Source organism: Paenibacillus sp. sgz302190 (assembly GCF_059820445.1).
The window spans coordinates 67,794-92,598 of record NZ_JBZYAO010000016.1 but is presented as its reverse complement, the minus strand read 5'-3'; the positions used below and the strand labels follow the sequence as shown (position 1 = coordinate 92,598).

Here is a 24,805-nt window from a genome sequence, read left to right as displayed (position 1 = left end):
TCATACGTCTTCGCTCCCTTCCTGCAGCCGGCTGTTAGCGTCCGCCGCCTCCCGTTCCACCGCCGCCTCCGCCGCCGGGGAATCCATCCGGAGGGCCGAACTGGTTCTGCTGGGTGGTCGTCGTTGTTTTTTTCGTCGAATTGACCACTTCGTCGCCTTCGCTGAGACCGCTTGCGACCTCGACCTGGGTTTTGCTTTTAATGCCGATGGTGATTTCATGATTCTCTTCTGTCGTACCGTCCGCCTTTTTCAGCGATACCGTACTTTTCCCTTTGGTCGTTTTGACCGCCTGGATAGGAAGCACCAAAATGTCCTTTTTGTCCTGGATATAAATTTCCGCAGTTGCCGTCATGGCGTATTTCAAATCCGTCGCTTCGGTATTTTTAATCGAGATCACCGCATCATATGTCGTTACTCCATTGGAAGTCGTACCCACGTTGGAAACCGATGTCACTTCTCCCTCAAAAGATTTGCCCGATATGGCGTCAACCTTGACCGCAGCCTTCTGGCCGACCTTGACGCTGGTCAAATCAAGCTCGTCGACCGCGATGGCCAACTGCATCGTACTCAAACTTGCGACAGCGCCGAGCGTAGTGTTTGCTTCAACCGACGCGCCGACCGGATAGCTGTTCAGCACGTTGCTTTTGCTGTTGGCAAAATCGGCGGAGAAAATGCCGTCAAACGGAGCTGTGATCGTCAGTTGGTTCACCTTTTGCTGGGCGTCGTCCACTTTGATCTTTTGGCTGTCGATCGAAGCTTCTTTGCTGATGATATTGTTTTGCAGGTCATCGTTGAACAACGTCGCTATCATATCGCCTTGATTCACCGAATCGCCGTCTTTGAATTTCAGATTCTTGATCGTGCCGCTCGCTTCAGCGAAAATGGCGGAAGTTCGGACATAATCCAGCGCAGCCTGTGAGGTCGAATCCGTTTTGCTGCTGCCGTTGGTGATAGTTCCTTTCACTTTGGTTCCAGCCGACAGCGTTCCGTCGTTCTTGACGTAAACTTCGATATTGACCAGCTTGTTGCCGTTGGCATCCGCCTGGATGTCCCGGTCGATCGATTGCACGGTGCCGACTTTGGAAAGCAGGAAACCGTCGACGGTCAGCTCGACCGGATCTCCCTGTTTCAGTTGAACGGCCTCTTGCAAAGCAAACGGCAGCTTCACCTTGAACTCGGATGTGTCGGATACGGTGCCGACTTTCGCGTTTTTATTGACCGTGCTGCCTACATCGAGATTGGAGACCAGCGTCAGCTTCCCGCTAATGGGCGCTGCGATGCTCATGTGGCTCTGCTCGCCCTGCAGCTCGACCAACTCTTTTTGCATCTGATCGAGACTCACCTGCGCCTCCTTCAAATTCGTTTCCGTCGAAGGAACGGACAGTTCGACCAGAACATCGCCTTTTTTCACAGCCTGATTCTTCGTCAGATTCATCGTTTTAATGATGCCGTCGACAGGCACGATAATATTTTGCATATTTTGCGCCTGAAGCTGCGAAGTGCCGGAAATCGTGGAAGTGATCGAACCTTTCGTCACTTTCATCGTCGTCTGCTGAGACGTCGTGGTGGTCGGCTGCGATTTCTTATGTAAATAGTAATAAGTGCCCGCCCCGCATAACAACGCAGCCAAAACCACGATGATCCACTTTTTTTTGTTGCGAACTTTCATCCGTAAATCCCCTCTCCATGTCCTCGAACTTTTGAATGTCTCAGTCATTGTCGCTTGATAAATCCAAGTGTAAAGCTTGTAACTGAAACGCGTCTGAGCATAGGCTTAAAATAAGTTGAACGGAAGCTGAAAATTTGCTGAAAGAAATTGGAAGGTCGGGACAGGGGTCCCGTGCTTACAGAATCGCGCGGAGCTCCCAGCGCGCGGTGTTGCGCTGCATAACGACGGTCGGTTGACCCTATGGTGTATAATGGGTTGCAGGGTAAGAAAGGGGCGTTCGGACTTCATATGGGAGCAAGCTACGATGGTCTTTTTAGAAAAGCTATACTTATTGGCTATATTGGCTGGGCTTTGCTGCTTCTCGATCTGCTGTTGTACATGGAGACGCGATTTGTTCGATCGATTGATGCTTGGAATCTTTTGATACTGATGTTCATCGCAGTTTGTGCGACCGTCTTTTGGGGGATTTTCGCCATTTTCGGATTGGCGTTGATTGCGCACGATCTTAAGCTGAAAAGATTGCTGGAGGAAGAAACTCCTGTTTCCGAACGCGAGTTGAAAGTTATGAACAGCCGATTTTTGAAAGGCATGCTGCTCAACGTGCTCTTTGCTGCGGCCGATTTGTTAATCGTTTACCGGATTTACAAAGACATATTTGAGATTTCAACGCTGGACATTACGGTTGGGGTGTGAGTAATGAAAAACCAAGCCGTGGGGGCTGCGCGATTTTTAGCCGCGTTCGGAATGGGCGCCTGCTCGGTTCCCCACCCGCAGGGTACTCCGGCGAAGACGGTGCCGGATGGAGGGATGACTCCGTGAAAAAGGCGCTGCCCGGTAGGAGGGGGCTTCGGCGAAGATGGCGCTTCCGTATGTGAGTCGGCTTTGCGGCCTTGTAAAGCCTGCGATTGTGCAGGTTTTGTGAGGGAAGCGGTTTGTTTTGGGGAAAGTCGAGTTGTGCGGGAATTTTCGGTTAGAATCGGCCTAAGGAGCGCGACCGTTTATAAAACGGCAAGGCTTGGCATCCCCATCAACCTGCGATTGTCAGGCAGTTGAGAAAACATACATTGGAGAGACACATCAGAAAGACGAATCTCTATAAACGCGTAGAAAACCTGCGAAAATCAGATTGTTGACAAAATGACGGGTTAGAGGAAACAGAGAAGGCAGCTGCTCTTCCCAACCCATGCCTCTCCTGTATGGGTTGTTGTAGCTGAAGTAAGCCTTGCTTCTCCTGCGAGGGCTGGTCGCTGAAGTAAGCCCCGCTTCTCCTGTGGGGGTTTTGGAGTGCTGAAGTAAGCCCCCACTTCTCCTGTGGGGGTTGGAGTGCTGAAGTAAGCCCCCACTTCTCCTGCGAGGGTTGGGGTGCGGGGCACAAGGCGGCCTGGTAGGGGAAAACCTGCAAAAGTGCAGGTTTTCCCCGTAGAAATAGCCCATTTTAGCGAAAAGCCTGCGAAAGTGCAGGAATTTTCTGCGAAAATGACTCTGAGCCCAGGTTCGCGGCGAAAAGCCTGCACATTTGCAGGAATTTGTCGTGGCCGGCGTATCCATCGAGCAAAAACTGCACTTTTGCAGGTTTTCTTTGCGTCGCTAGCCAGATGGGGTAGCGTTGGCGGGTGAGTTTTCCGGCGGTGGTGCTCATCGTTACCATCCCCGCCGGCGTCATCTTTGCAGCGGACCGTGAACCTTTGTTTTGAGCATACGGATGCCGGAACCTCTATAAACGTGGGGCTGCGCACACCCAGCAAATACTCCTCCCCTTTTTCACCTGCACCTTCCACCCCTCCACCCCATGTCAAAAGTTTCCACCTCTTTGTGCAATATTTTTGGTTTCCAACTATATGCAAAATATTTAAAGTAAATCTTGTAAACGTTTACTTTATTGCTGCTTTTAGAGGAAACCGGTTTCGAAAAATCGCCGAGGAGGATGTGTATTTTGAATTCAAGCAAAAAAGTCTGGAGGAAATGTTATCAGTTACTCTTAAGTGTTTTCGTGTTTGTTTCGGCTTTTTTCGGCTCTTTTGCGGGGACGGCCAGCGCGGATGTAGCGAGCGATTTTCAGGTTTCGGTCATGGCGCCTTTGACGAAAATAACCGATTGGAACGCTTTTAAAAACCAGCTGAAAACATTGAAAAACAACGGCGTCTACGCGCTTACGACCGATGTGTGGTGGGGCGATGTAGAGGCGGCGGGCGACAATCAATTCGACTGGAGCTACTACAAAACGTATGCCAACGCTGTAAGCGAATCCGGCTTGAAATGGGTTCCTATTCTTTCCACCCACACATGCGGCGGAAATCCGGGGGACGATTGCAATATCCCGCTCCCTTCCTGGCTGTGGAGCAAAGGAACCGCGGATGAAATGAAGTACAAGAGCGAAACCGGTTATGTAAACAATGAAGCGATCTCTCCGTTTTGGAGCGGTATCTCGCAGCAGTACAATGAGCTATATGCCTCTTTTGCGCAAAATTTTGCCGGATATAAAGCTATCATCCCCAAAATCTACCTTAGTGCCGGGCCGTCCGGCGAGCTGCGCTATCCTTCCTACTATAATGCGGCCGGCTGGAGCTATCCTTCCCGGGGAAAATTCCAGGTGTACACGGACACGGCGAAAAATGCGTTCAGAACCGCAATGATCGGCAAATACGGCTCTTTAAGCGGCGTGAATCAGGCATGGGGCTTGCAGCTGACGAACACGAGCCAGATTAATCCCCCAAGCGACGGCGACGTGTTTTATTCGGGAGGCGGTCACAACACGGCTTATGGAAAGGACTTCCTTTCATGGAATCAGAGCGTACTCGAAAATCATCTCGGCGTAATTGCGGCGGCAGCCCACAATAACTTCGATTCCGTATTCGGCGTTCGGATCGGCGCCAAAATTTCCGGCATCCACTGGCAGATGAACAACCCCGCGGCCCCTCACAGCGCAGAACATGCCGCAGGCTACTACGATTACAGCAGGCTTATTCAGAAATTTAAGGACAGCAATCTGGATCTGACATTTACCGCTTTGGAAATGTACGACAGCGGCACCGCTCCGGCTTATTCGCAGCCCTCTACCCTTGTCGATACGATCTCCTCGATCGCGGGTTCGAAGGGCGTCCGTTTGAACGGCGAGAACGCGCTGCCCACCGGCAACTTCCAGAAGATCGAAGAGAAAATTACAAAATGGAGCTATAACGGCTTTACACTGCTGCGCCTCGCCAATATTGTCAACAGCGATGGCTCGCCTACCGGCGACATGGCGAATTTCAAACAGTACGTGATCAGCCACGCGAAACCAAGTGAAACGGAGCACAATCAAGTTACCGTTTATTACAAAAAAGGATTCGCTACGCCGTATGTTCATTACCGGCCCGCAGGGGGCACCTGGACCACCGCACCCGGCAAGCCCATGCCGGATTCGGAAATAAGCGGCTATGCCAAAATGACCATCGACATCGGCTCCGCCACCCAATTGGAAGCCTGCTTCAATAATGGCAGCGGCACTTGGGACAGCAACAACACCCAGAACTATTTCTTCGGTGTCGGCACATCCACCTACACGCCGGGCACGAACGGCGCAGCCGGTACAGTCACGGCCGGAGCGCCTCAAGGCGGCGACACGACTCCGCCAACCGTGCCGACAAACTTGGCCGTGACCGGCAAAACAAGCACTTCCGCTGCGCTAAGCTGGACCGCATCCACCGATGCCGTCGGGGTGACCAGCTACGAAATCTGGCGCAATGGCGCCAAAGCAGGCACCACTTCTGTGACAACCTACACCGATACAGGCTTGACAGCCGCAACGGCCTACAGCTATTCGGTAAAAGCTTTTGATGCGGCAGGCAACATTTCCGGTCCGAGCGCAGCCGTCAGCGTCACCACAGACCCGGTTTCCGGCGGCAACAGCGTCACCGTCTATTACAAAAAAGGATTCGCTGCGCCGTACATCCATTACCGGCCCGCAGGCGGCACCTGGACCACCGTACCCGGCAAGCCCATGCCGGATTCGGAAGTAAGCGGCTATGCCAAAATGACCATCGACATCGGCTCCGCCACCCAATTGGAAGCCTGCTTCAACAATGGCAGCGGCACTTGGGACAGCAACAATACCAAGAACTATTTCTTCGGTATCGGCACATCCACCTACACGCCGGGCACGAACGGCGCAGCGGGTACAGTTGCGGCCGGAGCGCCGAGCGGAGGAAATCCAGGGGGCAACAACCCCCTGGGTACGGATTGGAGCAAACAAAGCATCTACTTCATCATGACCGACCGTTTCAGCAACGGAGACACTTCCAACGACAATTACGACGGCTTCAACTCCGACAAGAGCAACCCGTCCCAATGGCACGGCGGCGATTTTCAAGGAATTATCAACAACCTCGATTACATTAAAAATCTCGGTTTTACCGCCATCTGGATTACACCCGTTACCGCCCAAAAGAGCGTAAACGCATACCACGGCTACAGTACCTACGACTTCTACTCGATAGACGGGCATCTCGGCAGCATGGATAAGCTGAAAGAGCTCGTTTCAACAGCCCACAGCAAAAAAATCTCGGTTATGCTGGATGTCGTCCCCAATCACACTGGGGACTTCCAGCCCAATAACGGCTTCGCCAAAGCCCCATTTGACCAATACGATTGGTATCATCACAACGGCACCATCACAGACAGCGACTACAGCTCGAATAACCAGTGGAAAATCGAAAACGGCGATGTTGCCGGCCTGGACGACCTGAATCAGGAAAATCCGGCTGCGGCAAGCGAGCTGAAAAACTGGATCAAGTGGCTCGTCGGCGAGACGCAAGTCGACGGCTTGCGCGTCGATACGGCCAAGCATGTTCCAAAATGGTTCCTCAAAGATTTTGACACGGCCGCCAATACGTTTACGATCGGGGAAGTGTACAGTGGCGACCCGGCTGCAATCGGCGATTATTCCAACTATTTGGACGCCGTTCTCGATTTTCCGATGTATTACACGATTAAAGATGTTTTCGGCCATGACGCGTCGATGACTAACATCAAAAACCGTTACGCGCAGGATTCGAATTACCGCGACGCCAAGTTGAACGGCGTGTTCATGGATAACCACGATGTCAAACGGTTCCTGAACGACGCCTCCGGCAAGCCGGGAAACAGTTCGGACAAGTGGCCGCAGCTCAAAGCCGCATTAGGATTTTTGCTGACATCGCGCGGCATTCCGATTCTTTATCAAGGTACGGAGCTGGGCTACAGCGGCGGCGCCGACCCGCAAAATCGCGAGGATGTGAACCCTAACCCGAATCACGAGCTGTACAAGTATATCGCCAAAATCAACGCCGTCCGCAACAGCCACCCCGCCCTGCAGAACGGCACCCAAAAGGAAAAATGGGCGGACAATACGTTCTACAGCTTCCAGCGTTCCAAAGACGGCGATGAAGCGATCGTCCTGATCAACAATTCCTGGAACCCGGAAACCCGGACCATCGGCAATTTCGAAAATCTCTCGAACGGCGTTACGCTTACGAATCAACTAGGCACGGATACCGTTCAAATTAACAACGGTTCGATAACGGTCACCCTGGCTCCCAAGGAAGTGAAAATATTTACAAAGACTATTTAACGCCATTAAACAAAAAGCATTGCCCCGGCGGCAATCCGGGTGCAGTGCTTTTTTGTCGGCCGAGTGCCGTCATGCAGCGCAGCACCGCAAGCTGGGAGCTGCGTGCGGTGCTAATTTAGACGTTATTTAATTTGCGGATGTGCTGCCGGATGCATCTGCTGTCGGTGCAGCGGGAGCGTCGGCAGGTTTTTGGTGCTTATCTTCCACGAATTTTTTCAAAGTGTCGGTCAGGCTATCTTTCAGCTTGCTGATCAAATCGTCTTCGCTGATGCCTTTGGCCGCAGCAACCTCGGCGATGGATTTGCCGGAATCCAGCTCAGTTCTCAACTCATCCTGCGTAATTCCCAAAATAGTTGTCAGCGCTTCGGAATTTCCGAAGAAGCCGCCGCCAAAGCCAGGGCCGCGTCCGGGACCCGGACGGCCTTCGCCATCGCCTTGTGTTTTCGTATTCTCAATTTGCTGTTTCAGGCGGTCGGACAGCCCGGAGATGAGTTTGTCGGCCTGCTCCTGAGTGAGGGTTCCCGCCGTAACTTGAGCGGCGATAGCCGTTTTCTCGGCTTCGGTCAGCTTAGCCAAGAAGTCGTCCTCAGTCAATCCGGCCGCTTGTGCGATTGCCAGCAGCGTCTTGCCCTCTTTCAGCGAGGCCTGGATCGTACTTTCATCTACGCCCAGCACGGTTGCCGCTTCCTTCACGATGCTGCCGCCGCCGTGAAATCCGCGTCCGCCTTGGAACGCTCCACGGTCTCCGCCTTTGCCGCCAAAGCCTTTATTCTCGATTTGCTGCTTCAGGCGGGTCGAAAGATCCGTTTTCAGCTTGTCGGCCTGCTCTTGCGTCAGCTTGCCGGCTGTAACCTGCTCATCGATCGCCGCGCTCTCGGCAGCTACCAGCTTAGCCAGGAAATCGTCCTCGGTCAATCCGGCCGCTTGTGCGATTGCCAGCAGCGTTTTGCCTTCTTTCAGCGATGCCTGAACCGTGCTTTCCTCCACGCCCAGCACCGTCGCCGCCTCTTTCACGATATTGCCGCCACGGAAGCCGAAGTCGTGCCGAGCGCCGCGCTCTTTTGCCGTAGTGTCGGATTTTTGAACGGACGATCCGCTGACTGTATCTGCAAATGCTTGATTATGTAAGGTGCCAACAAAACCTGCTCCAAGAACAAAAGTTGCTGCAATCGTACCTGCAAGAATTTTTTTGTTAATTGCTTTCATCAATGTTTCCACCTTTTTCTTATAATTTTTACTTACATGTTGAAGTATAGCCCCCTTTTCTGAAACCACCCTGAATGAAAACTTAAGAAACGATGAGCGTTTCCTGAGAATTGGCTGAAAGCGGTTCATACGAAAAAACGCCCCAGCCGCATCGTCGGGCGCACCGCTTGCAGCTCCCAGGAGTCTGTCCGATGAACCACGTATGCACAAAAGCAACTCCGTCGGACAGACTCCCAGCGCGCGGTCGCATCGCCCTGCAAAAGTCCGCCATGGTGCTAGGCGGCCACACACACTGAGAGGCGAGGCGCATCTCTAAGTAGAAAAACCTGCGGGGGCACAGGCCGCCTCTTCCCCGCCCCATGCCTCTCTTGTACGGATTGCGGCGCTAAAATGGTGGGTTAGTGGAACCGGAGGGGCGCAGGCCGTCTCTTTCCCGCCCATGCCTCCTCCTGTGCGGGTTGCAGCGCTAAAGTGGTGGGACAAGATGGGTTGGTGGGGATGCGGAGCAGCTTCCCGGCCAGCAAAACCTGCAAAAGTGCAGGTTTTTTTCGCAAAAAAGGTTCATTTTCGCGAAAAGCCTGCGATTGTGCAGGAATTTTCGATGAAAATGAACCTAAGCACGGATTCGCGGCGAAAAGCCTGCACATTTGCAGGAATTTTCCGTAGCCAGCGTATCCATCGTGCAAAAACTGTATTTTTGCAGGTTTTTTCGCGCAGCCAGGCATATAGCGCGACCAGCGCGCAAACAGCAGATCGTGCGATCGGTGGCGCGTAACCAGACAGATGGCCCGACCATAGAGCAACCAGACAGAAGGCGCGACCGGGTACTGGCGTGTGGGTTTCCGGACAGCCTACACTTTATACTAAAATAGATCGCAGTAGATCTGATTATTTTCATTCCGTGGGGCGAGGTCCACGACGACGTGGGGGGTTTTCCAGGTTTGCGGGGCTTGCGGGGCTTGCGGGGGGTGCGGGTCTTCATAACCGGCTAGGGTCAGCCAGCTAGGGGCTACCAGCTCAGTCACCGGCACTCCTCCCCGCCACCGGCCCGCCTATCGGCTGCGCCGTCTTTTAGCCGCGCAACGGCAAAAAGAACCTTAACCCCATTAACAACCAATCGGGTTAAGGTTCGGTTCAATGCAAAGGCAGCCGGATGCGGAACGTGCAGCCTTCTCCTTCTTTGCTCTCCACATGAATCGTGCCGCCGTGCAAATCCACGATGGACTTCGTGATGGACAGGCCGAGTCCGGCTCCGCCATTTTTTCTGGCGCGGGAGGAATCGATGCGGTAAAACCGGTCAAACACGTGCGGGAGATGGTCCGCCGGGATGCCCGGGCCGTTATCCTGCACGGCAAGCTCAACGGCATCGGCTGTCTGGCTCAGCTTAATCTTGATTTGTCCGGTTGCGGCATTCGTATGCTGGACCGCATTGTGGAACAAATTAAGCACGACCTGCTTGATCTTGTCGGAATCGAATTTGTACCGGGTTCCCGGCGCCACGTCGAGCGTCACGGCCCGGTCTCCCGCCAACAGCCGCAGCTGCGGCTCCATGTCGCGGATCACTTCGTCGAGCTGGCCGTCGGCCAACTGCGATGTCGGCGTGCGGTCGAGCCGGACGAGCAGGAACAGGTCGTTGACCAGCTTGTTGATCCGCTCGGACTCTCCGTGCATGCTTTTCAGCGCTTTCAGCAGCTGCTCGGGCTGGTTGTACGCGCCGCGCAGCAGCACCTCGAGAAAGCCGTGGATCGAGGTAAGCGGCGTGCGCAGCTCATGGGACGCGTCCGCCAAAAATCGGCGCATCTGCTCTTTGGCTTCTTTTTCCGCTTCGAAGGAAATTTCCAGCCGCTCCAGCATGCCGTTGAACGAAGCGGAGAGCCGGTCGATCTCCATCTGTCCCTGATGGGCGGGCAGGCGCTCTTCCAGATTGCCGGCATCGATGCGCTTCACCGTCTCTATCATATTGGACAGCGGGATCAGCGTCCGTCTCAGCACAGGCAAAAATGCAAGCAGTCCTGCCACCAGCGCAAGCATGGACAGCGAAAGAAAAGTGATCAGCTGACGAATCAGCACATCTTTAATTTGCTTCGTGCTGACGCTGCCTTGAAGGATCCCCTGCGAACGATCCGGGAACCCGAAGACGTGAAAAACAACCAACTGTTCGTTGCCGTTGCTGTCGGTGATGCGGCTGAAATTCCTCTTGTCCCCGGACTTCAGCAAATCCTGGTATTCCGCGTTCGACAATTGCGGGGTTACCATCCCGTCGGGCGTCGATACCAGCGTAAAGTTCCCGTTCTCGTCGATCCACGCGAGCGACAAATCGATGAACCGCGGCCCTCCGTCGTTGCCGCTGCCGTCGCCGCCGGTCAGGTCCCGTCTGGGAGGAATCGTAGCGCCGTCCCGCTCCGCATTGTTGTCGTTTCTCGAATTATTCCCCCTGCCCAGGCCTTCCTTGCCCCTCATCCAAATGTTCGGCGGAAGCGACTTAAGCTGGGTAGTAATGCTGTCGACCTTGTTGTTATATAAAAATTGCTGCATAAAGATGTATTGAAACACACCGATAAGCAGCAGCAAAATGGAAAGAATGAATAAAGAACGGGACAAGAGCTGAAATCTTAAAGAATGCGGGACAAAAATATCGGCGAACCTGCCCCTGGTTTTCATGCCAGGTCCATCCGATAGCCCGCGCCGCGAATCGTGCGGATCAATTTATGCTCCCGATCGTTCAATTTATCCCGCAGAGACCGTATGTAGACCTCTACAATATTTTCTTCCCCGCCGAAGTCATAGCCCCATACCTTATCCAAAATCATCGTTTTGCTGAGCACCAGCCCGTGATTGATCGCCATAAATTTAAGCAGCTCATATTCGGTCGGCGAAAGCTCCAGCACCTTGTCGTGCAAGCTGATCTCCTTGCGGCGGTCATCCATGCGCAGCGGACCGATCACAACCTCGCCGAACAAGTTCGGAAAATGGTTGCGGATTCTCGCATAAATTCTCGCCAGCAGCTCCTCAAAGCTGAACGGCTTGATCATGTAATCGTCGGCGCCGAGCGTAAGCCCTTTGACCCGGTCGTCCACTTCATCCTTGGCTGTCAGCATGATGACCGCTATGTTATCTGTCTTTTTGATCATACGGCAAACTTCAAAACCGTCCATTCCCGGCATCATCACGTCCAGAACGGCAATGTGCGGCTGGAACTTGTTGCAAAGCGTTATGGCGGACAGTCCGTCTTGCGCCGTCATCACCTCGAACCCTTCGTTTTGCAGCCCCAGCTCCAGAAACTCGAGAATGTGCGGTTCATCGTCCACAAGCAATATTTTTATCCCTTTTAATTGGCGCATATTATCATTATCCCCCCAGCCATCATTGTACACCTAATCTATATCCATTATCCATTCCCTAGCTGAATAGGCTCTGAGAGAAACCTGAAAAGTTGCTGAATGTTCGGCACTCGAAAACCGGGCCCTTCCGGCATCTTGTACGTCGACGATGTTCCTTTCCAGCTCCGCCACAGCACCCATGACTTGCAGCATGAATTTGCCGGAAGCAATAGGCGTTGCATCAGATTCAGGAGGGGATTTGAAAAAATTGTCGAATATTGTGAATGTGCGCTAATTTTGTTGACCATAGTTTCCACGTATATCCAATTAATACATCATTTGTTAAGGAGCGGAAACTATGCTCAAACGGACTTTGGTCATCTGTCTTATTGGCTTGATTTCTTTTTCGTTAATTCCGCTGTCCATTATCTTGGATAAGGGTAAACAAATGAACGATCTGCAGGTTCGTGATGGAGTCATGGATCTCTCTGCGTGGAATTACGAACAGAATAAAAGAATCAAATTGGATGGCGAATGGGAATTTTATTGGAACCGATTGCTAGTTCCCGAGGATTTCAAGCAAGCAGGCCCGGACAAGCCCTCTTCCAACAATTTTATAAAAGTGCCCTCCCAGTGGAATGGAAAAATAGTCAACGGCCACCCCTTGCCCGCTTATGGTTTTGCCACTTACCGCATGGTACTGAAAAACGTGCCTTTCAGCGGGGTTTTTGCTTTGAAAAAGACGAATATACGTTTTTCAAGCGCGATTTATGTAAACGGTCAAAAGCTCTTTGAGGATGGCAAACCCTCAGAGCAAGCAGCGGGTTACCGATCAGGGAATGTTCCGCAAATCGGCTTTTTTTCGTCTGAAAAGGGAGACGTCGAAATTATCGTTCAGGTTGCCAATTATGATTATGTCAACGCAGGTATTCCGGCATCCATCTATTTTGGCGAGCAGGCTGCGATGATTGCGTTTCAGCAGAAGAGCATGGCGCATGAATTCGGAACCTTTGCCATTCTCGGGACCCTTGCGCTTATATATTTCATCTGCTTTGTAACGGCAGCAATATACCGTAAAAAAGACTTCACTTTGTTGGTTTTCGCAATTTTTTGTTCAATCTATGCGGTCTATAACGGATTGATCGGAGAGCGGCCCCTCTTATTGCATGTACCCGGAATTTCATTCGACGTGGTATATAAAGTGAAGGATATTTGTTCAACTGCCGGATTTATTGGTCTGGTCATCCTCTTTTATCAATTGCATAAAAACATGATTTCATTAAGGGCGACTCAAGCCGTAACCATTGTGCTGGGCAGCTATTTGGTTCTGATAGCAATGCTTCCCATTCACGCTTACATGTCCATCCATCCTTATATCATTGTTTTATATCAGTCGATGATGATTGGGCTGCTTCTGAGAATTGCCGCACATCATATCAGGAGCGTCGAAAGCGATCGCTTTAAGTCTTTCCTTCTGTTCATGGCGATTCTCTCAATTAACCTTTACTCCATAGACCTTATCCTGTTTGCCTTATCATATAAAGACACTCTATGGCTAGGGCAATTTTATATCGTTTTGTTTAACCTCATCATGATCTTTCTGATTGTCCTCCGTTTCTTCGAGGCCTATCATACGATAGACGAAATGAAAAATCAGCTTCTCCAATTAGACAAGATCAAAGACGACTTTCTGTCCAACACGTCCCATGAGCTGAAAACGCCTTTGAATGCCATAGTGAGCATTACCGATACGCTTCTCAAGGGGGTAGAGGGGCCGGTTAGCGAAAAACAAGCGCAGAATCTGGCCATTGTATTGGGGAGCGGAAGAAGATTAACCCATCTCGTCAACGAACTGCTCGATTATTCAAAAATGAAACATGGAGATATCGCGCTGTATAAAAGCAGCCTCGATTTGAAAGCTATTGTCGATTCGGTCATCGGGATTCATTCATTTCTGCTCGGAGGCAAACAAATTACGCTTGTTAACGGGGTCTCTGCGGAGCTTCCCGCGGTGTATGCGGACATCAACCGGTTGATTCAAATTTTGCACAATCTGATCGGCAATGCGATCAAATTCACCGACCGGGGGGTGGTAAACATAAGCGCAGAGGTTATTCGCGAAATGATTGAGGTTCGCGTAAGAGATACGGGCATCGGGATCGCGGCGCATATGCAGGAACGCATTTTTAACGCTTTCGAACAGGCGGATACTTCCGAAACCAAGAAATATGACGGAACGGGTCTCGGATTAAGTATAAGCAAGAAGCTGGTGGAGCTTCACGGCGGAGAAATTCATGTGGAATCCAGTCCAGGGCAAGGATCGGTTTTTATGTTCACCCTTCCGTTAGCGGGCAAGCGTGCGGACAAAATCACAAGACAGACGGATGAGAAGGAACGGCTGAAAAATGATGTACCCCCCCTCTCTTATTCGGAGTATCCTATCCATGTCGAAGGGGAAAAGAAAGAACATATTCTGGTGGTGGATGATGATTTCGCCAACCTTCAATCCATGATTAACCTGCTCAAGCTGGAGGGGTACTCCATTGTGGTTGTCAATCGCGGGCAAATGGCGTTGGATGAACTGGCCAAAAGACCGGATTTCTATCTGGTTGTACTGGACATCATGATGCCGGACATGTCCGGGTACGAGGTACTGAAAGCCATTCGGGAAAGGTTCTCTCCCTTTGAACTGCCGGTGCTGATGCTGACGGCCAGAAACAGGGTTGCCGATATCATCTTGTCGATGGAAAACGGGGCCAACGATTTTGTCGGGAAACCGTTTGAAGCGGAGGAATTGACAGCGCGTGTCCGAAGCCTGACCCGACTGAAAGCTTCCGTGAAAAATGCCAAGGATGCGGAAATCGCCTTTTTGCGTTCGCAGATCAAACCTCATTTTCTGTACAATGCTCTGAATTCCATTGCCGCGCTATGCATCGACGAACCCCAAAAGGCAGAGCAATTGACGCTGCAGCTTTCGCAATATTTGAGAAGCAGCTTCGATTTCAAGCAGCTGGATTCGCTAACGACCTTAGACAATGAAATGGAGCTTGTACGAGCGTATATCAACATCGAAAAGGCGCGTTTCGGCGCCAGATTGCAAGTGGAATACGATGTAAACGCCGATCTTGAAATACGAATTCCCCCGCTGATTCTGCAGCCTTTGGTGGAAAATGCAATCAGACATGGACTAATGTCCAATTTACGAGGGGGAACTGTAAAAATAATCGTAAAAAAGGAAGCAGACGCCGTGGTCTGCTTTGTCGTAGAGGACAACGGATGCGGGATGAGCGAACAAAAGCTGGAAGAAACGTTAAGAGCGGGTGTGGATAAGAAAGGCGTAGGGTTGTGGAACATCAGTCAGCGGATCAAGCTTCTTTACGGAAAAAGTATTCGTATTGAAAGCGCAGAAGGAAAAGGTACGAAGGTTTCTTTCGATATCCCTGCACAGCCGAATCAAGCGGATCGGAGGTTGAGGCATGCTGCGGGCCATGATCGTAGATGATGAAGAATTATCGGTGAAACGGTTGAAAAAGATACTATCCGAGAGCGGCGAGATCGAAGTTTGCCATACGTTTCTGAGCCCGTTAGAGGCATATGAATTTGCGAAAGCGAACCCGATACATATCGCGTTTCTGGATATTTCTATGCCGGAAATTAACGGCATGAAGCTTTCCAGCCTGTTGATGGAACTTGATGAATCCATAGATGTGGTTTTTGTAACCGGTTATGACAATTATGCGGTGCAGGCGTTTGAGACGAACGCACTGGATTATCTTTTGAAGCCTGTAACCGTAGAGCGAATGTCCAAAACGTTGGACAAGATCAGAAAAAGACATCGGATCGCAGCTGTCGAACCCTCCGTAGAGATTCTCCTGTTTAATGGATTTAAAATTTATCTGCGGGATCAGGATAAAGTGCCATTAAAGCTGAGGAGCCCTAAAACCGAGGAGCTGTTTGCCTTTCTTGTTTGCAAAGGAACCGTCAGCCGGGAGGAAATCATCGATACATTGTGGAGCGACCTGGAACCTGACAAAGCATGGAAAAATTTGAACTCGACTCTGTACTATATTCGAAAAGCGATCAATGCGGGCAAAACAGATCATTGGATTATTGCGGAAAAAAATGAAATCCGGATTGAAGGAAGCGGCGTTTATTGCGATTTGTATGAATTTGAACAATTGCTGAAGCGAATCCGATCGATCCCTGAAATAAACGCGGATTTGTTCGAGCGAGCGGAAGCGCTGTATACAGGGTCGTTGTTGAAAGGAAAGGCCTACGAATGGGCAATCGAAAAGGAGCGTCGACTGGAGCAGGATTACATCACGTTGCTGGAAGCCGCCGGAAGATTCCATATGAAGATGAACGAGCCGCAAAAATCGTTGCATCACTATTGCGAAATTTTGAAATTGGATGCCATTAGAGAGGATATCCATCATGAGGTCATCCGTCTGTACGCAGCGCTGGGGAGGAAGAATGAGGCGTTTCGGCAATATCGCATGCTGGAGGATATGCTGCAGCAGGAGCTTGGAACGAAACCCGATCCCCGAATCCGTGATTTTGTCATGAATTTGACGTAATAGAAACAAGCTGAATGAAGAGCCTTCGGAATCGATCGGGATTCCAGGGCTCTTTCTTGTTTATTCGCTGTTTATTGTGTTTTTGTATAATGAACCCGACTTCTGTCGAAAGAGGGGACGAGATTTGTAAATCAGCAAAGATTTGAAGCAAGGCTGGATTTTTATCGGAGAAGAACAATACGAGGGAGGAAAAAGAATGCATAAAAAGGTAACACAGCTTATGGCCTGTGTACTGGCCATTCTGTTGACGGCGGCACTGCTGCCTGAACTGTCCGGAGGAAAAGCCTATGCTGCGGGCAACGGCATCATCAGCACGATGGCGGGCACGGGTACACCGGGCTATAGCGCAAGCGAAGACGGAGGAGCGGCGACGTCGGCGAAATTGAACAACCCGACTGGAGCAGTTGTGGACAGCAGCGGCAATCTGTATATAGCGGATACGCATAACGATCGGATTCGGAAGATAGACACGTCAGGGAACATCAGCACGGTGGCGGGCACAGGAACACCGGGCTATAGCGCAAGCGAAGACGGAGGAGCGGCAACGTCGGCGAAATTGAACAACCCATATGGAGTAGCTGTGGACAGCAGCGGCAATCTGTATATAGCGGATACGTCTAACAACCGGATTCGGAAGGTAGACACGTCGGGGAACATCAGCACGGTGGCTGGAACGGGCACATCTGGCTATAGCGCAAGCGAAGACGGAGGAGCGGCGACGTCGGCGAAATTGAACGGCCCGCCTAGAGTAGCTGTGGACAGCAGCGGCAATCTGTATATAGCGGATACGTCTAACAACCGGATTCGGAAGGTAGACACGTCGGGGAACATCAGCACGGTGGCTGGAACGGGCACATCTGGCTATAGCGCAAGCGAAGACGGAGGAGCGGCGACGTCGGCGAAATTGAACGGCCCGCTTAGAGTAGCTGTGGACAGCAGCGGCAATCTGTATATAGCGGATATGTCTAACCACCGGATTCGGAAGGTAGACACGTCAGGGAACATCAGCACGGTGGCGGGCACAGGAACACCGGGCTATAACGCAAGCGAAGACGGAGGAGCGGCGACGTCGGCGAAATTGAACAGCCCGACTGGAGTAGCTGTGGACAGCAGCGGCAATCTGTATATAGCGGATATGTCTAACCACCGGATTCGGAAGGTAGACACGTCGGGGAACATCAGCACGGTGGCTGGAACGGGCACATCTGGCTATAGCGCAAGCGAAGACGGAGGAGCGGCGACGTCGGCGAAATTGAACGGCCCATATGGAGTAGCTGTGGACAGCAGCGGTAAGCTGTATATAGCGGATGAGATTAACCATCGAATTCGTAAAGTGGATACGTCAGGGTACATCAGCACGGTGGCGGGCACAGGAACACCGGGCTATAGCGCAAGCGAAGACGGAGGAGCGGCGACATCGGCCAAATTGTACTACCCGACTGGAGTAGCTGTGGACAGCAGCGGGAATTTGTATATAGCGGATTATGGTAACATTCGTATCCGAAAAGTAACGTTTCCATCCAGCAGCAATGCGAATTTGAGCGGCTTGGTGCTGTCGAGCGGCACGCTAAGTCCAACGTTTGCGTTGGGCACGACCAGCTACACGGCGAGCGTGGCCAACAGCGTGAGCAGCATCACGGTGACGCCGGCGGTGAGCGACAGCCATGCGACGGTGACGGTGAACGGCACGGCAGTGACGAGCGGTACAGCGTCGGGCGCACTTAGCCTGAACGTGGGCAAAAACCCGATACCGATCGTCGTAACGGCACAGGATGGGACGACGAAGACGTATACGGTGACGGTGAGACGAGCAGGGAGCAACGATGCGAATTTGAGTGGCCTGACGCTGTCGAGCGGCACGCTGAGCCCGGCGTTTGCGGCGGGTACGACAAGCTATACGGCAACCGTGCTGTATAACATCAGCAGCATCACGGTGACGCCGGCGGTGAGCGACAGCCATGCGACGGTGACGGTGAACGGCACGGCAGTGACGAGCGGTACAGCGTCGGGCGCAGTTAGCCTGCACGCGGGCGACAACCCGATACCGATCGTCGTAACGGCACAGGATGGGACAACAAAAACGTATACGGTGACGGTGACGCGAGCAGGGAGCAACGATGCGAATTTAAGTGGCCTGGCGCTGTCGAGCGGCACGCTGAGTCCGGCGTTTGCGGCGGGTACGACAAGCTATACGGCAACCGTGCTGTATAGCGTCAGCAGCATCACGGTGACGCCGGCGGTGAGCGACAGCCATGCGACGGTGACGGTGAACGGCACAGCAGTGACGAGCGGTACAGCGTCGGGCGCACTTAGCCTAAACGCGGGCGACAACCCGATACCGATCGTCGTAACGGCACAGGATGGGACGACGAAGACATATACGGTGTCGGTGAGGCGCGCACCGAAGGGCGACGCGAACGGGGACGGCGCGGTCACTTCCGCGGATGCGCAGATCGTCTACCAATATGTGAAGGGGCAGATTACGTTAACGAACGAACAACTGCAATCGCTGGACATGAACGGCGATGGTGTAGTCGATGCCAACGATGCGAAAATCATCATGAACATTTACTTGGGTAAAGGAGTCTGAGACGCTTGAAACATCGGACATGGTTTGGACAAGCTTTTCATTTTAAACGGGTAATTTCGAGTATCCTGGTGTTTTGCATGATGGTTTCCTTCAGTGCGTTAACCAGTGCCCGTGCCGATCCTGCGATTGAGGTGGGCAGCGTGTCGGGAAATCAAGGGGATACCGTCGGCGTAGCCGTGTATTTGGATCCCAGCAGTTATACAATCGTTTCCTACGGCATTAATGTAGCATACGATCCCAACGTACTTGAGCTTCCGTCGAGCGACGCGGTTACGAATCAAACCTCGACGGATACAGAGTTCGATACTTTTGAGTACAACACCACAAGCCAGAGCGGTATCGTCAATGTTAACTTTACAGGTATTGCGACTACCATCACGCAGAAACAGAAGGTATTTACGATTCAGTTTAAAATTAAATCCGGCGCCGCATTCGGCGATTCGAATGTGACTATCCACTCCAACACGATGAGTGATAATAATGCCCAATCGCTAACGGCGCAAACGACAGCGGGTAAAGTAACCGTCAACAACACCGCGCCGAAGGCAAGCGCTGTAAGCATTACAGGAACGGCAAAAGCGGGCTACACGCTGACAGGGAACTATACGTACGCCGACGCGGACCATGATGCGGAAGGAGCGAGTACGTTCCAGTGGTACGCGGCGGATGACGCGAGCGGAACGAACAAAACGGCGATCGCGGGAGCGACAAACCGGGCGTTCGTGCCTACGTCCGCGCAGGAGGGCAAGTACATCACGTTTGAAGTGACGCCGGCAGCTTTGACAGGCCAAATGCCGGGAATCGCAGTTTCCAGCGCGGCGTTAGGACCGGTGACGATGAATACCGTAACGGTGGCCATCGGCAGCGCGAGCGGGGCTGTGGGGCAAACGGTCGATGTGCCGGTTTCCGTAACCGCCGCATCAGCAGGCATCGGTTCATACGGCATGCAAATCGATTTTGACAAGAACGCGCTCGAAGTGGTGAGCATTCGGGAAGAGTCAGGCGGGGAGCTTTTCGGATCCAACTTCAACAACACAGACGGGTGGTTGAAAGCCGGTTGGGCTGACGCAACAGGCGGCGATCGCCCGATTGCCGCAGGGCAGAAGCTGTTTACGGTAACGTTTAAAATTAAAGACGCGGCAACGTTAGGAGATAAAGCTTTAGCAGTGGCGACCGGAGAAGTAGCGAATTTTTCGTTCACGGATACAGCGGCCATTGAGATGGGCAAAACGTTGAACGCGGGAAAAGTGACTGTAACGCCTTACGTGCCGAGCAGCAACGCGGATTTGAGCGCATTGAGCTTGAAAGACGCAGCGTCGGGAGTAGCGATATCGCTGAGCCCGGCGTTTGCTGCGGCGACGACCGCATATACGGCGAACGTGGCTAACAGCGTCTCGTCGGTGACGGTGACGGCGACGGTGTATGACAGCGTCTATGGCACAGTGACGGCGAGCGTGTACAACAGCGCAGGGACGCAGGCGGGTAGTACTCTAAGCCTGACGAACGGCGTGGCGTCGGATGCACCGCTTTCGCTGGACGTAGGCAGCAACACGATCAAGTTAGTCGTGACAGCACAGGACGGCGCGGTGAAGACGTATATGGTGACGGTGACGCGTGAGGAAGCGTCTGGCAACAATTCATCCGGCGGCAGTTCATCCGGGAGCTCGTCCGGCGGCAGCGATAGCAAGCCCTCCGACAGCTCAGGCTTCCGCGTCATTGTGAACGGCAGAGAGCAGGAACAAATCGCCACTGGCGCAACAACGAAAGAAGACGGGAAAACGGTGCTGACGGTAACGGTGGATACGGCCCAATTGGCGGCGCAGCTCGCGAAAGAAGGAGACAAACCGGTCATCGTCATCCCGGTAACGACGTCGGGCGCGGGCAAAGTGACGGCGGTGCTGACCGGGGCGGCGGTGAAAGCGTTGGAAAACAAGCAGGCCGTGCTGGAAATTCAAACGCCGAACGGGAACTATACACTTCCGGCGGCGGAAGTATTCATCGATCAAATATCGAAGCAGCTTGGCGGGCAAGTGAACTTGGCAGATATCGTCCTCCATGTGGAGATTGCCAAGAGCGGCGCGGCCACGGCTACCCTGATGCAAAATGCGGCGGACAACAGCAAGTTTACCGTTGTCGTTTCGCCGGTCGATTTTACGATAACTGCTTCGTATAACGGCCAAACGGTGACCGTGGACAAGTTCAGTTCGTATGTGGAGCGGGAAATTCCGCTGCCGGACGGTATCGCCCCCGGCAAAATCACGACCGCCGTCGTGCTCGATGCGGACGGAACAACCCGCCACGTGCCGACTTACGTGACAGCACGCGACGGAAAAAATTACGCGGTCGTGAACAGCTTGACGAACAGCGCGTACTCGCTCATTTGGCACCCGATGACGTTTGCGGATGTGGAGGGGCATTGGTCCAAGGATGCTGTTAACGACATGGCGTCGCGTCTGGTCGTGAACGGAGTCGATGCCACACATTACAATCCGGATGCTTCGATCACCCGCGCCGAGTTCGCAGCGATCATGGTACGGGCGCTCGGCCTTGCCGACAACGGCAAAACCGCCGCGTTCGCGGATGTGAAGTCCGGCGACTGGTACGTCGGTGCGGTAGCGAAAGCGCAGGAGTACGGTATCATCAACGGGTACGAAGACGGCACGTTCCGCCCAGGCAAAACAATCACGCGCGAAGAAGCGATGGCGATGATGGCACGGGCGATGAAGTGGACGGGACTCGACACGAACGTCAGCAGCACAGACGCGGCAACCGTACTCGCCCCGTTTGCGGACGGCGCAGCGGTAGACGTGTGGGCGAAGCAAGCAGTCGCGGCCACGGTGAAGAGCGGATTGGTCCAAGGCCGGGAAGCAGGGCTGAAGCCGACGAGCGAAATCACTCGGGCGGAGACGGCGGCCATCGCGCAGCGGATGCTGGAAAAGGCTAAGCTGATCGACAACAGAAATTCCAAATAATGCGCAGTCCGAGCGGGGCCGTCCGAAAGCAGATATGAAGCTGAGGGACGGCCCTTGCTTTAGGTGCAGAAGGTAAACATCCGAATCATCGCGACGGCGGATTGTGGTTTTGCCAAGCCACGGTTCGTCATTTCGAACCCCTGCTCGCTTATTAATGGGCCCGATTAGCTCTTAAACCAAGCTAATCGGGCCCATTTCTTCCATCCCCCACCCTATCCGCTCCAGCTTCTTTTAACGCCTCTACGCCCTTCCCACGCGAAATTCACTTTTGCGTGCCTGCTTAGTGCACGTCCAGATGGCTCTGGAGCTCCTCAAGCTTGGAGTGGATACATCTTTTATAGCCAAAGCCTCCGGGCTGTCTGAGGCTGAAATCATCGCTCTAAGAAAACAGGGCTAAAAACGCACTCATTCGAATAAATTTGCGTCTCTTTCAACTTGAAATTTCTGAATCGCTTGCTGTAATTCTTCCACTAAATTAGATAAATTGCTAGTATATTGCGCCACTTGTTGGAGAGATTCAGCCTGCTCGGCCATAGAAGAAGATATTTCCTCCGCGGAAGCTGCCGTCTCCTCCGACAATGCCGCAATATTTTCGACAGCCCCGATGACCACCGCCTTCTTTGACTGGATGTTCTCAATCGATTGAAGCTCCGCTTGGATTTCTGCCGTAATTTTATCAAATGAAGTGATCATTTGTTTCATGGTAACACTTACATGGGCAACGGCTTCCTTTTGAACCTTGTTGATTTGATCCGTATCATGTACAACTTCAACCAAGCGGTTCGTTTCAGTCAATATCTGACCAATGGTAGTGTTAATTTCATTGGCTGATGTTTGAGATAGCTCGGCTAGTTTTCTAACCTCGTGGGCAACAACTGCAAAGCCTTTGCCGTGTTCGCCTGCCCGGGCCGCTTCAATCGAAGCATTCAACGATAAGAGATTCGTCTGACCGGCGATTTCAAAAATAGCTTGTGAAACAGAAGAGATCGATTTCGATTTCTCATTTAAGTTATTTACCAGCGAGGTAACGTGCTGAAACGACTGTTCCAGCTTGCCGTACGAATCTTCCAGATACTGCACCTGCTGGTTTGCCGTTTCAATTTGGGTGCTTGAATCCTCGGCAGTTTTGCTGATATCCAAAGATTGGGTAATCAATACTTCGATTTCGCTGCTAAGCTGATGCACTGCATCCGACGCGCTTTCGATATCCGTAGCAGTATTGGATGCGCCATGGGCAATCTCCTCCGTAGTCTGGACGACATCGTTAGCGGCTGCGGCGTTTTTGTCGGAAATCATTTGTACGCCTTCCGCGGCCGTTTTCACCGAAACTGCGCTAGTTTGGACTTGCCAAACCAAGCTGTTTATATTGGATACCATCGTATTATAATCCACAGCCAAATCGCCGATTTCATCGTTGGAAGCGTAACGAACTTTGGCAGATAAATCTCCCTTGGCGGTCTTCCGAATGACTGAACTAAGGTCCTTCAAAATTTTAACAACATATCGGGAAATAAAATAACTGGAAATTAGGGCCAAAAGCAATCCAATAATCGCTGCGACTAGCGCATCTTTTTGGATCAGTTTAAGTTTATTCGCAAGACGGTCTGAAGGGACAAGTGAAACAATTTTCCAGTTCAGTTCAGGCAATTGCGTGAAATGAGGCGTATAGGATTCACCGCTCAATGTCAACTGCTGGGGGATGCTTGGTTCAGACTGATAAAGCTTCTTGACCCAACCGTAATTCGATTCAAATTCGTTGGCATCCTTCGTCACATCTTCAACGGACTTAAGTTTACCGGCTTGCTCCGGGTTGATGTTTTTTGAAGTCAACTCTTGTAAAGATGAGGTGATCACCACTCCCCTGTTGTCCAGAATGATAAACTTATCTCCCGTAGATTTCTCTAACTGCTCGCGAATGATGTAAAAATTATCCAAGCCCATCTGTATCCCGACAGCGCCAACCATCTTATCCTTAACCATTACGGGGGTTGCAACAGTGATGATCATCTTCCCCGCACGGTTTGGTACAGCATAGGTAAAAGCTGGCTTCATGGCTTGTTTGGCTGCTGAATAAGCCAGTCTTTCCGTTACCGGAACATCAGATTTATCGTTATTTAAGTCCAATATTTTGTTATTCACAGCGTCCAAGAACAAGACATTACTTCTAACGGGGTCAGACTCTTTAATCCGTTTGAAGTTCTCGGTCAAAACAGAAGCATTGAATGTATTGGTCTCTATCATTATCGAAACTTGATTTGCTAAATTGTTAGCAGTCGACTTCGCTTCCTTTAGAATGAGGTCCAGTTGCGTAACTGCATTCGTTGAGTTGATCTCGTCCAACTTGATAGCGTCTGCGGTATAGGAGGACTTCACTTGTATATATGTTAATACATTGGACAAAAGCAATGTGATTACCATCATGACTCCCAGAATAGAAATAAACTTCGCCATAATAGGTACTCTAGTTTTCTTTCCAGCAAGATTAATATTCATCGTGTGAATCCCCCTGTTTTTGGTTGTTTTCGGTTGAATATACTTAAAATAACATTCGATATTTTACAACATGTTCCTCCTATTTGCGATATGAGCGGAAATGATTTAACATTGCTGCTTCAACATTCAATTCTAATTTCTGCTTTACCACTATTTGTGATACGGTTCAGCATATCATCTCTAAGGCGAAATTTAGGGCACCCTCAATAGAGGGTGCCCTGATCCATAGGAATGTGCTTGGTTAATTGACAAACCCCCACAGTGGACTTTCACCACCTAGTTAATCGCCATGCATGGCGCACAAAAAGGGGACGCAATTAAGCGCGTCCCCTTGAATATTCTAAATTTAAGCGGTTGAACATGTTACTTAAAAAGTCTTGGCTCTCTAATC

Annotated in this window: 15 protein-coding genes; 9 read left to right on the top strand and 6 right to left on the bottom strand. The window is 51.7% G+C overall.

Annotation, left to right across the window (positions count from 1 at the left end; genetic code table 11):
• Window positions 1-34 precede the first annotated feature (34 nt).
• Complete coding sequence (locus AC6RNO_RS18770) at window positions 35-1,669, bottom strand: permuted SH3 domain-containing protein (protein WP_497106345.1); 1,635 nt, start codon at window positions 1,667-1,669, stop codon at window positions 35-37.
• A gap of 255 nt (window positions 1,670-1,924) precedes the next feature.
• Here AC6RNO_RS18770 and AC6RNO_RS18765 point away from each other — a divergent pair, with 255 nt between their 5' ends.
• Both AC6RNO_RS18765 and AC6RNO_RS18760 read left to right on the top strand, forming a co-directional pair.
• Window positions 1,925-2,362, top strand: coding sequence for a hypothetical protein (locus AC6RNO_RS18765; RefSeq protein ID WP_497106344.1), 438 nt, complete (start codon window positions 1,925-1,927; stop codon window positions 2,360-2,362).
• 3 nt (window positions 2,363-2,365) lie between these two features.
• On the top strand, window positions 2,366-2,488 hold the full coding sequence (locus tag AC6RNO_RS18760) for a hypothetical protein (protein ID WP_488436859.1): 123 nt from the start codon (window positions 2,366-2,368) through the stop codon (window positions 2,486-2,488).
• 616 nt (window positions 2,489-3,104) lie between these two features.
• Here the strand turns inward: AC6RNO_RS18760 and AC6RNO_RS18755 are convergent.
• Window positions 3,105-3,308 (bottom strand): hypothetical protein, encoded by a 204-nt coding sequence (locus tag AC6RNO_RS18755; protein WP_474685389.1) that lies wholly within the window; start codon window positions 3,306-3,308, stop codon window positions 3,105-3,107.
• A 294-nt stretch (window positions 3,309-3,602) separates the two neighbouring features.
• Between AC6RNO_RS18755 and AC6RNO_RS18750 the strand changes: the two genes are divergently transcribed.
• Window positions 3,603-7,256, top strand: a complete 3,654-nt coding sequence (locus tag AC6RNO_RS18750; protein WP_497106343.1) for a family 14 glycosylhydrolase — start codon at window positions 3,603-3,605, stop codon at window positions 7,254-7,256.
• Window positions 7,257-7,382: 126 nt separating this feature from the next.
• Here AC6RNO_RS18750 and AC6RNO_RS18745 read toward each other — a convergent pair whose 3' ends face one another.
• The gene (locus AC6RNO_RS18745; RefSeq protein ID WP_497106342.1) at window positions 7,383-8,462 is read right to left on the bottom strand and encodes a hypothetical protein; all 1,080 of its coding nucleotides are present in this window, start codon (window positions 8,460-8,462) and stop codon (window positions 7,383-7,385) included.
• Window positions 8,463-8,946: 484 nt separating this feature from the next.
• Between AC6RNO_RS18745 and AC6RNO_RS18740 the strand changes: the two genes are divergently transcribed.
• Entirely contained in the window at window positions 8,947-9,237 is a 291-nt protein-coding gene (locus tag AC6RNO_RS18740; protein WP_497106341.1) for a hypothetical protein, read from the top strand.
• A gap of 359 nt (window positions 9,238-9,596) precedes the next feature.
• Here AC6RNO_RS18740 and AC6RNO_RS18735 read toward each other — a convergent pair whose 3' ends face one another.
• Both AC6RNO_RS18735 and AC6RNO_RS18730 read right to left on the bottom strand, forming a co-directional pair.
• Window positions 9,597-11,123 carry a sensor histidine kinase gene (locus tag AC6RNO_RS18735; RefSeq protein ID WP_488436865.1) on the bottom strand — a complete coding sequence of 509 codons (1,527 nt, stop codon included), beginning with the start codon at window positions 11,121-11,123 and terminating at the stop codon, window positions 9,597-9,599.
• Window positions 11,120-11,803: a response regulator transcription factor gene (locus tag AC6RNO_RS18730; RefSeq protein ID WP_474685395.1), complete on the bottom strand. Its 684-nt coding sequence runs from the start codon at window positions 11,801-11,803 to the stop codon at window positions 11,120-11,122. Before AC6RNO_RS18730 ends, AC6RNO_RS18735 begins: the two co-directional genes overlap by 4 nt.
• A 337-nt stretch (window positions 11,804-12,140) precedes the next feature.
• Between AC6RNO_RS18730 and AC6RNO_RS18725 the strand changes: the two genes are divergently transcribed.
• From AC6RNO_RS18725 to AC6RNO_RS18705, 5 genes are all read left to right on the top strand, one after another.
• Window positions 12,141-15,284 carry an ATP-binding protein gene (locus AC6RNO_RS18725; protein WP_474685396.1) on the top strand — a complete coding sequence of 1,048 codons (3,144 nt, stop codon included), beginning with the start codon at window positions 12,141-12,143 and terminating at the stop codon, window positions 15,282-15,284.
• Window positions 15,259-16,359: a response regulator gene (locus AC6RNO_RS18720; protein ID WP_497106340.1), complete on the top strand. Its 1,101-nt coding sequence runs from the start codon at window positions 15,259-15,261 to the stop codon at window positions 16,357-16,359. The genes AC6RNO_RS18725 and AC6RNO_RS18720 overlap by 26 nt, the downstream gene beginning before the upstream one ends.
• 196 nt (window positions 16,360-16,555) lie before the next feature.
• Complete coding sequence (locus tag AC6RNO_RS18715; RefSeq protein ID WP_497106339.1) at window positions 16,556-18,949, top strand: cadherin-like beta sandwich domain-containing protein; 2,394 nt, start codon at window positions 16,556-16,558, stop codon at window positions 18,947-18,949.
• A 5-nt stretch (window positions 18,950-18,954) separates the two neighbouring features.
• On the top strand, window positions 18,955-21,921 hold the full coding sequence (locus AC6RNO_RS18710) for an S-layer homology domain-containing protein (RefSeq protein WP_497106338.1): 2,967 nt from the start codon (window positions 18,955-18,957) through the stop codon (window positions 21,919-21,921).
• Between the two features lie 295 nt (window positions 21,922-22,216).
• The gene (locus AC6RNO_RS18705) at window positions 22,217-22,318 is read left to right on the top strand and encodes an Rpn/YhgA-type helix-turn-helix domain-containing protein (RefSeq protein WP_497106337.1); all 102 of its coding nucleotides are present in this window, start codon (window positions 22,217-22,219) and stop codon (window positions 22,316-22,318) included.
• An 8-nt stretch (window positions 22,319-22,326) separates the two neighbouring features.
• Here the strand turns inward: AC6RNO_RS18705 and AC6RNO_RS18700 are convergent, their stop codons facing one another.
• On the bottom strand, window positions 22,327-24,414 hold the full coding sequence (locus tag AC6RNO_RS18700; protein WP_497106336.1) for a methyl-accepting chemotaxis protein: 2,088 nt from the start codon (window positions 24,412-24,414) through the stop codon (window positions 22,327-22,329).
• Window positions 24,415-24,805: the final 391 nt, after the last annotated feature.

Coding starts and splice junctions, on each gene's coding strand:
- AC6RNO_RS18725 (WP_474685396.1), top strand. CDS start 12,141: ATGCTCAAACGGACTTTGGTCATCTGTCTTATTGGCTTGATTTCTTTT.
- AC6RNO_RS18715 (WP_497106339.1), top strand. CDS start 16,556: ATGCATAAAAAGGTAACACAGCTTATGGCCTGTGTACTGGCCATTCTG.
- AC6RNO_RS18745 (WP_497106342.1), bottom strand. CDS start 8,462: ATGAAAGCAATTAACAAAAAAATTCTTGCAGGTACGATTGCAGCAACT.
- AC6RNO_RS18760 (WP_488436859.1), top strand. CDS start 2,366: ATGAAAAACCAAGCCGTGGGGGCTGCGCGATTTTTAGCCGCGTTCGGA.
- AC6RNO_RS18755 (WP_474685389.1), bottom strand. CDS start 3,308: ATGAGCACCACCGCCGGAAAACTCACCCGCCAACGCTACCCCATCTGG.
- AC6RNO_RS18700 (WP_497106336.1), bottom strand. CDS start 24,414: ATGAATATTAATCTTGCTGGAAAGAAAACTAGAGTACCTATTATGGCG.
- AC6RNO_RS18705 (WP_497106337.1), top strand. CDS start 22,217: ATGGCTCTGGAGCTCCTCAAGCTTGGAGTGGATACATCTTTTATAGCC.
- AC6RNO_RS18720 (WP_497106340.1), top strand. CDS start 15,259: ATGCTGCGGGCCATGATCGTAGATGATGAAGAATTATCGGTGAAACGG.
- AC6RNO_RS18770 (WP_497106345.1), bottom strand. CDS start 1,669: ATGAAAGTTCGCAACAAAAAAAAGTGGATCATCGTGGTTTTGGCTGCG.
- AC6RNO_RS18730 (WP_474685395.1), bottom strand. CDS start 11,803: ATGCGCCAATTAAAAGGGATAAAAATATTGCTTGTGGACGATGAACCG.
- AC6RNO_RS18735 (WP_488436865.1), bottom strand. CDS start 11,123: ATGAAAACCAGGGGCAGGTTCGCCGATATTTTTGTCCCGCATTCTTTA.
- AC6RNO_RS18740 (WP_497106341.1), top strand. CDS start 8,947: ATGGGTTGGTGGGGATGCGGAGCAGCTTCCCGGCCAGCAAAACCTGCA.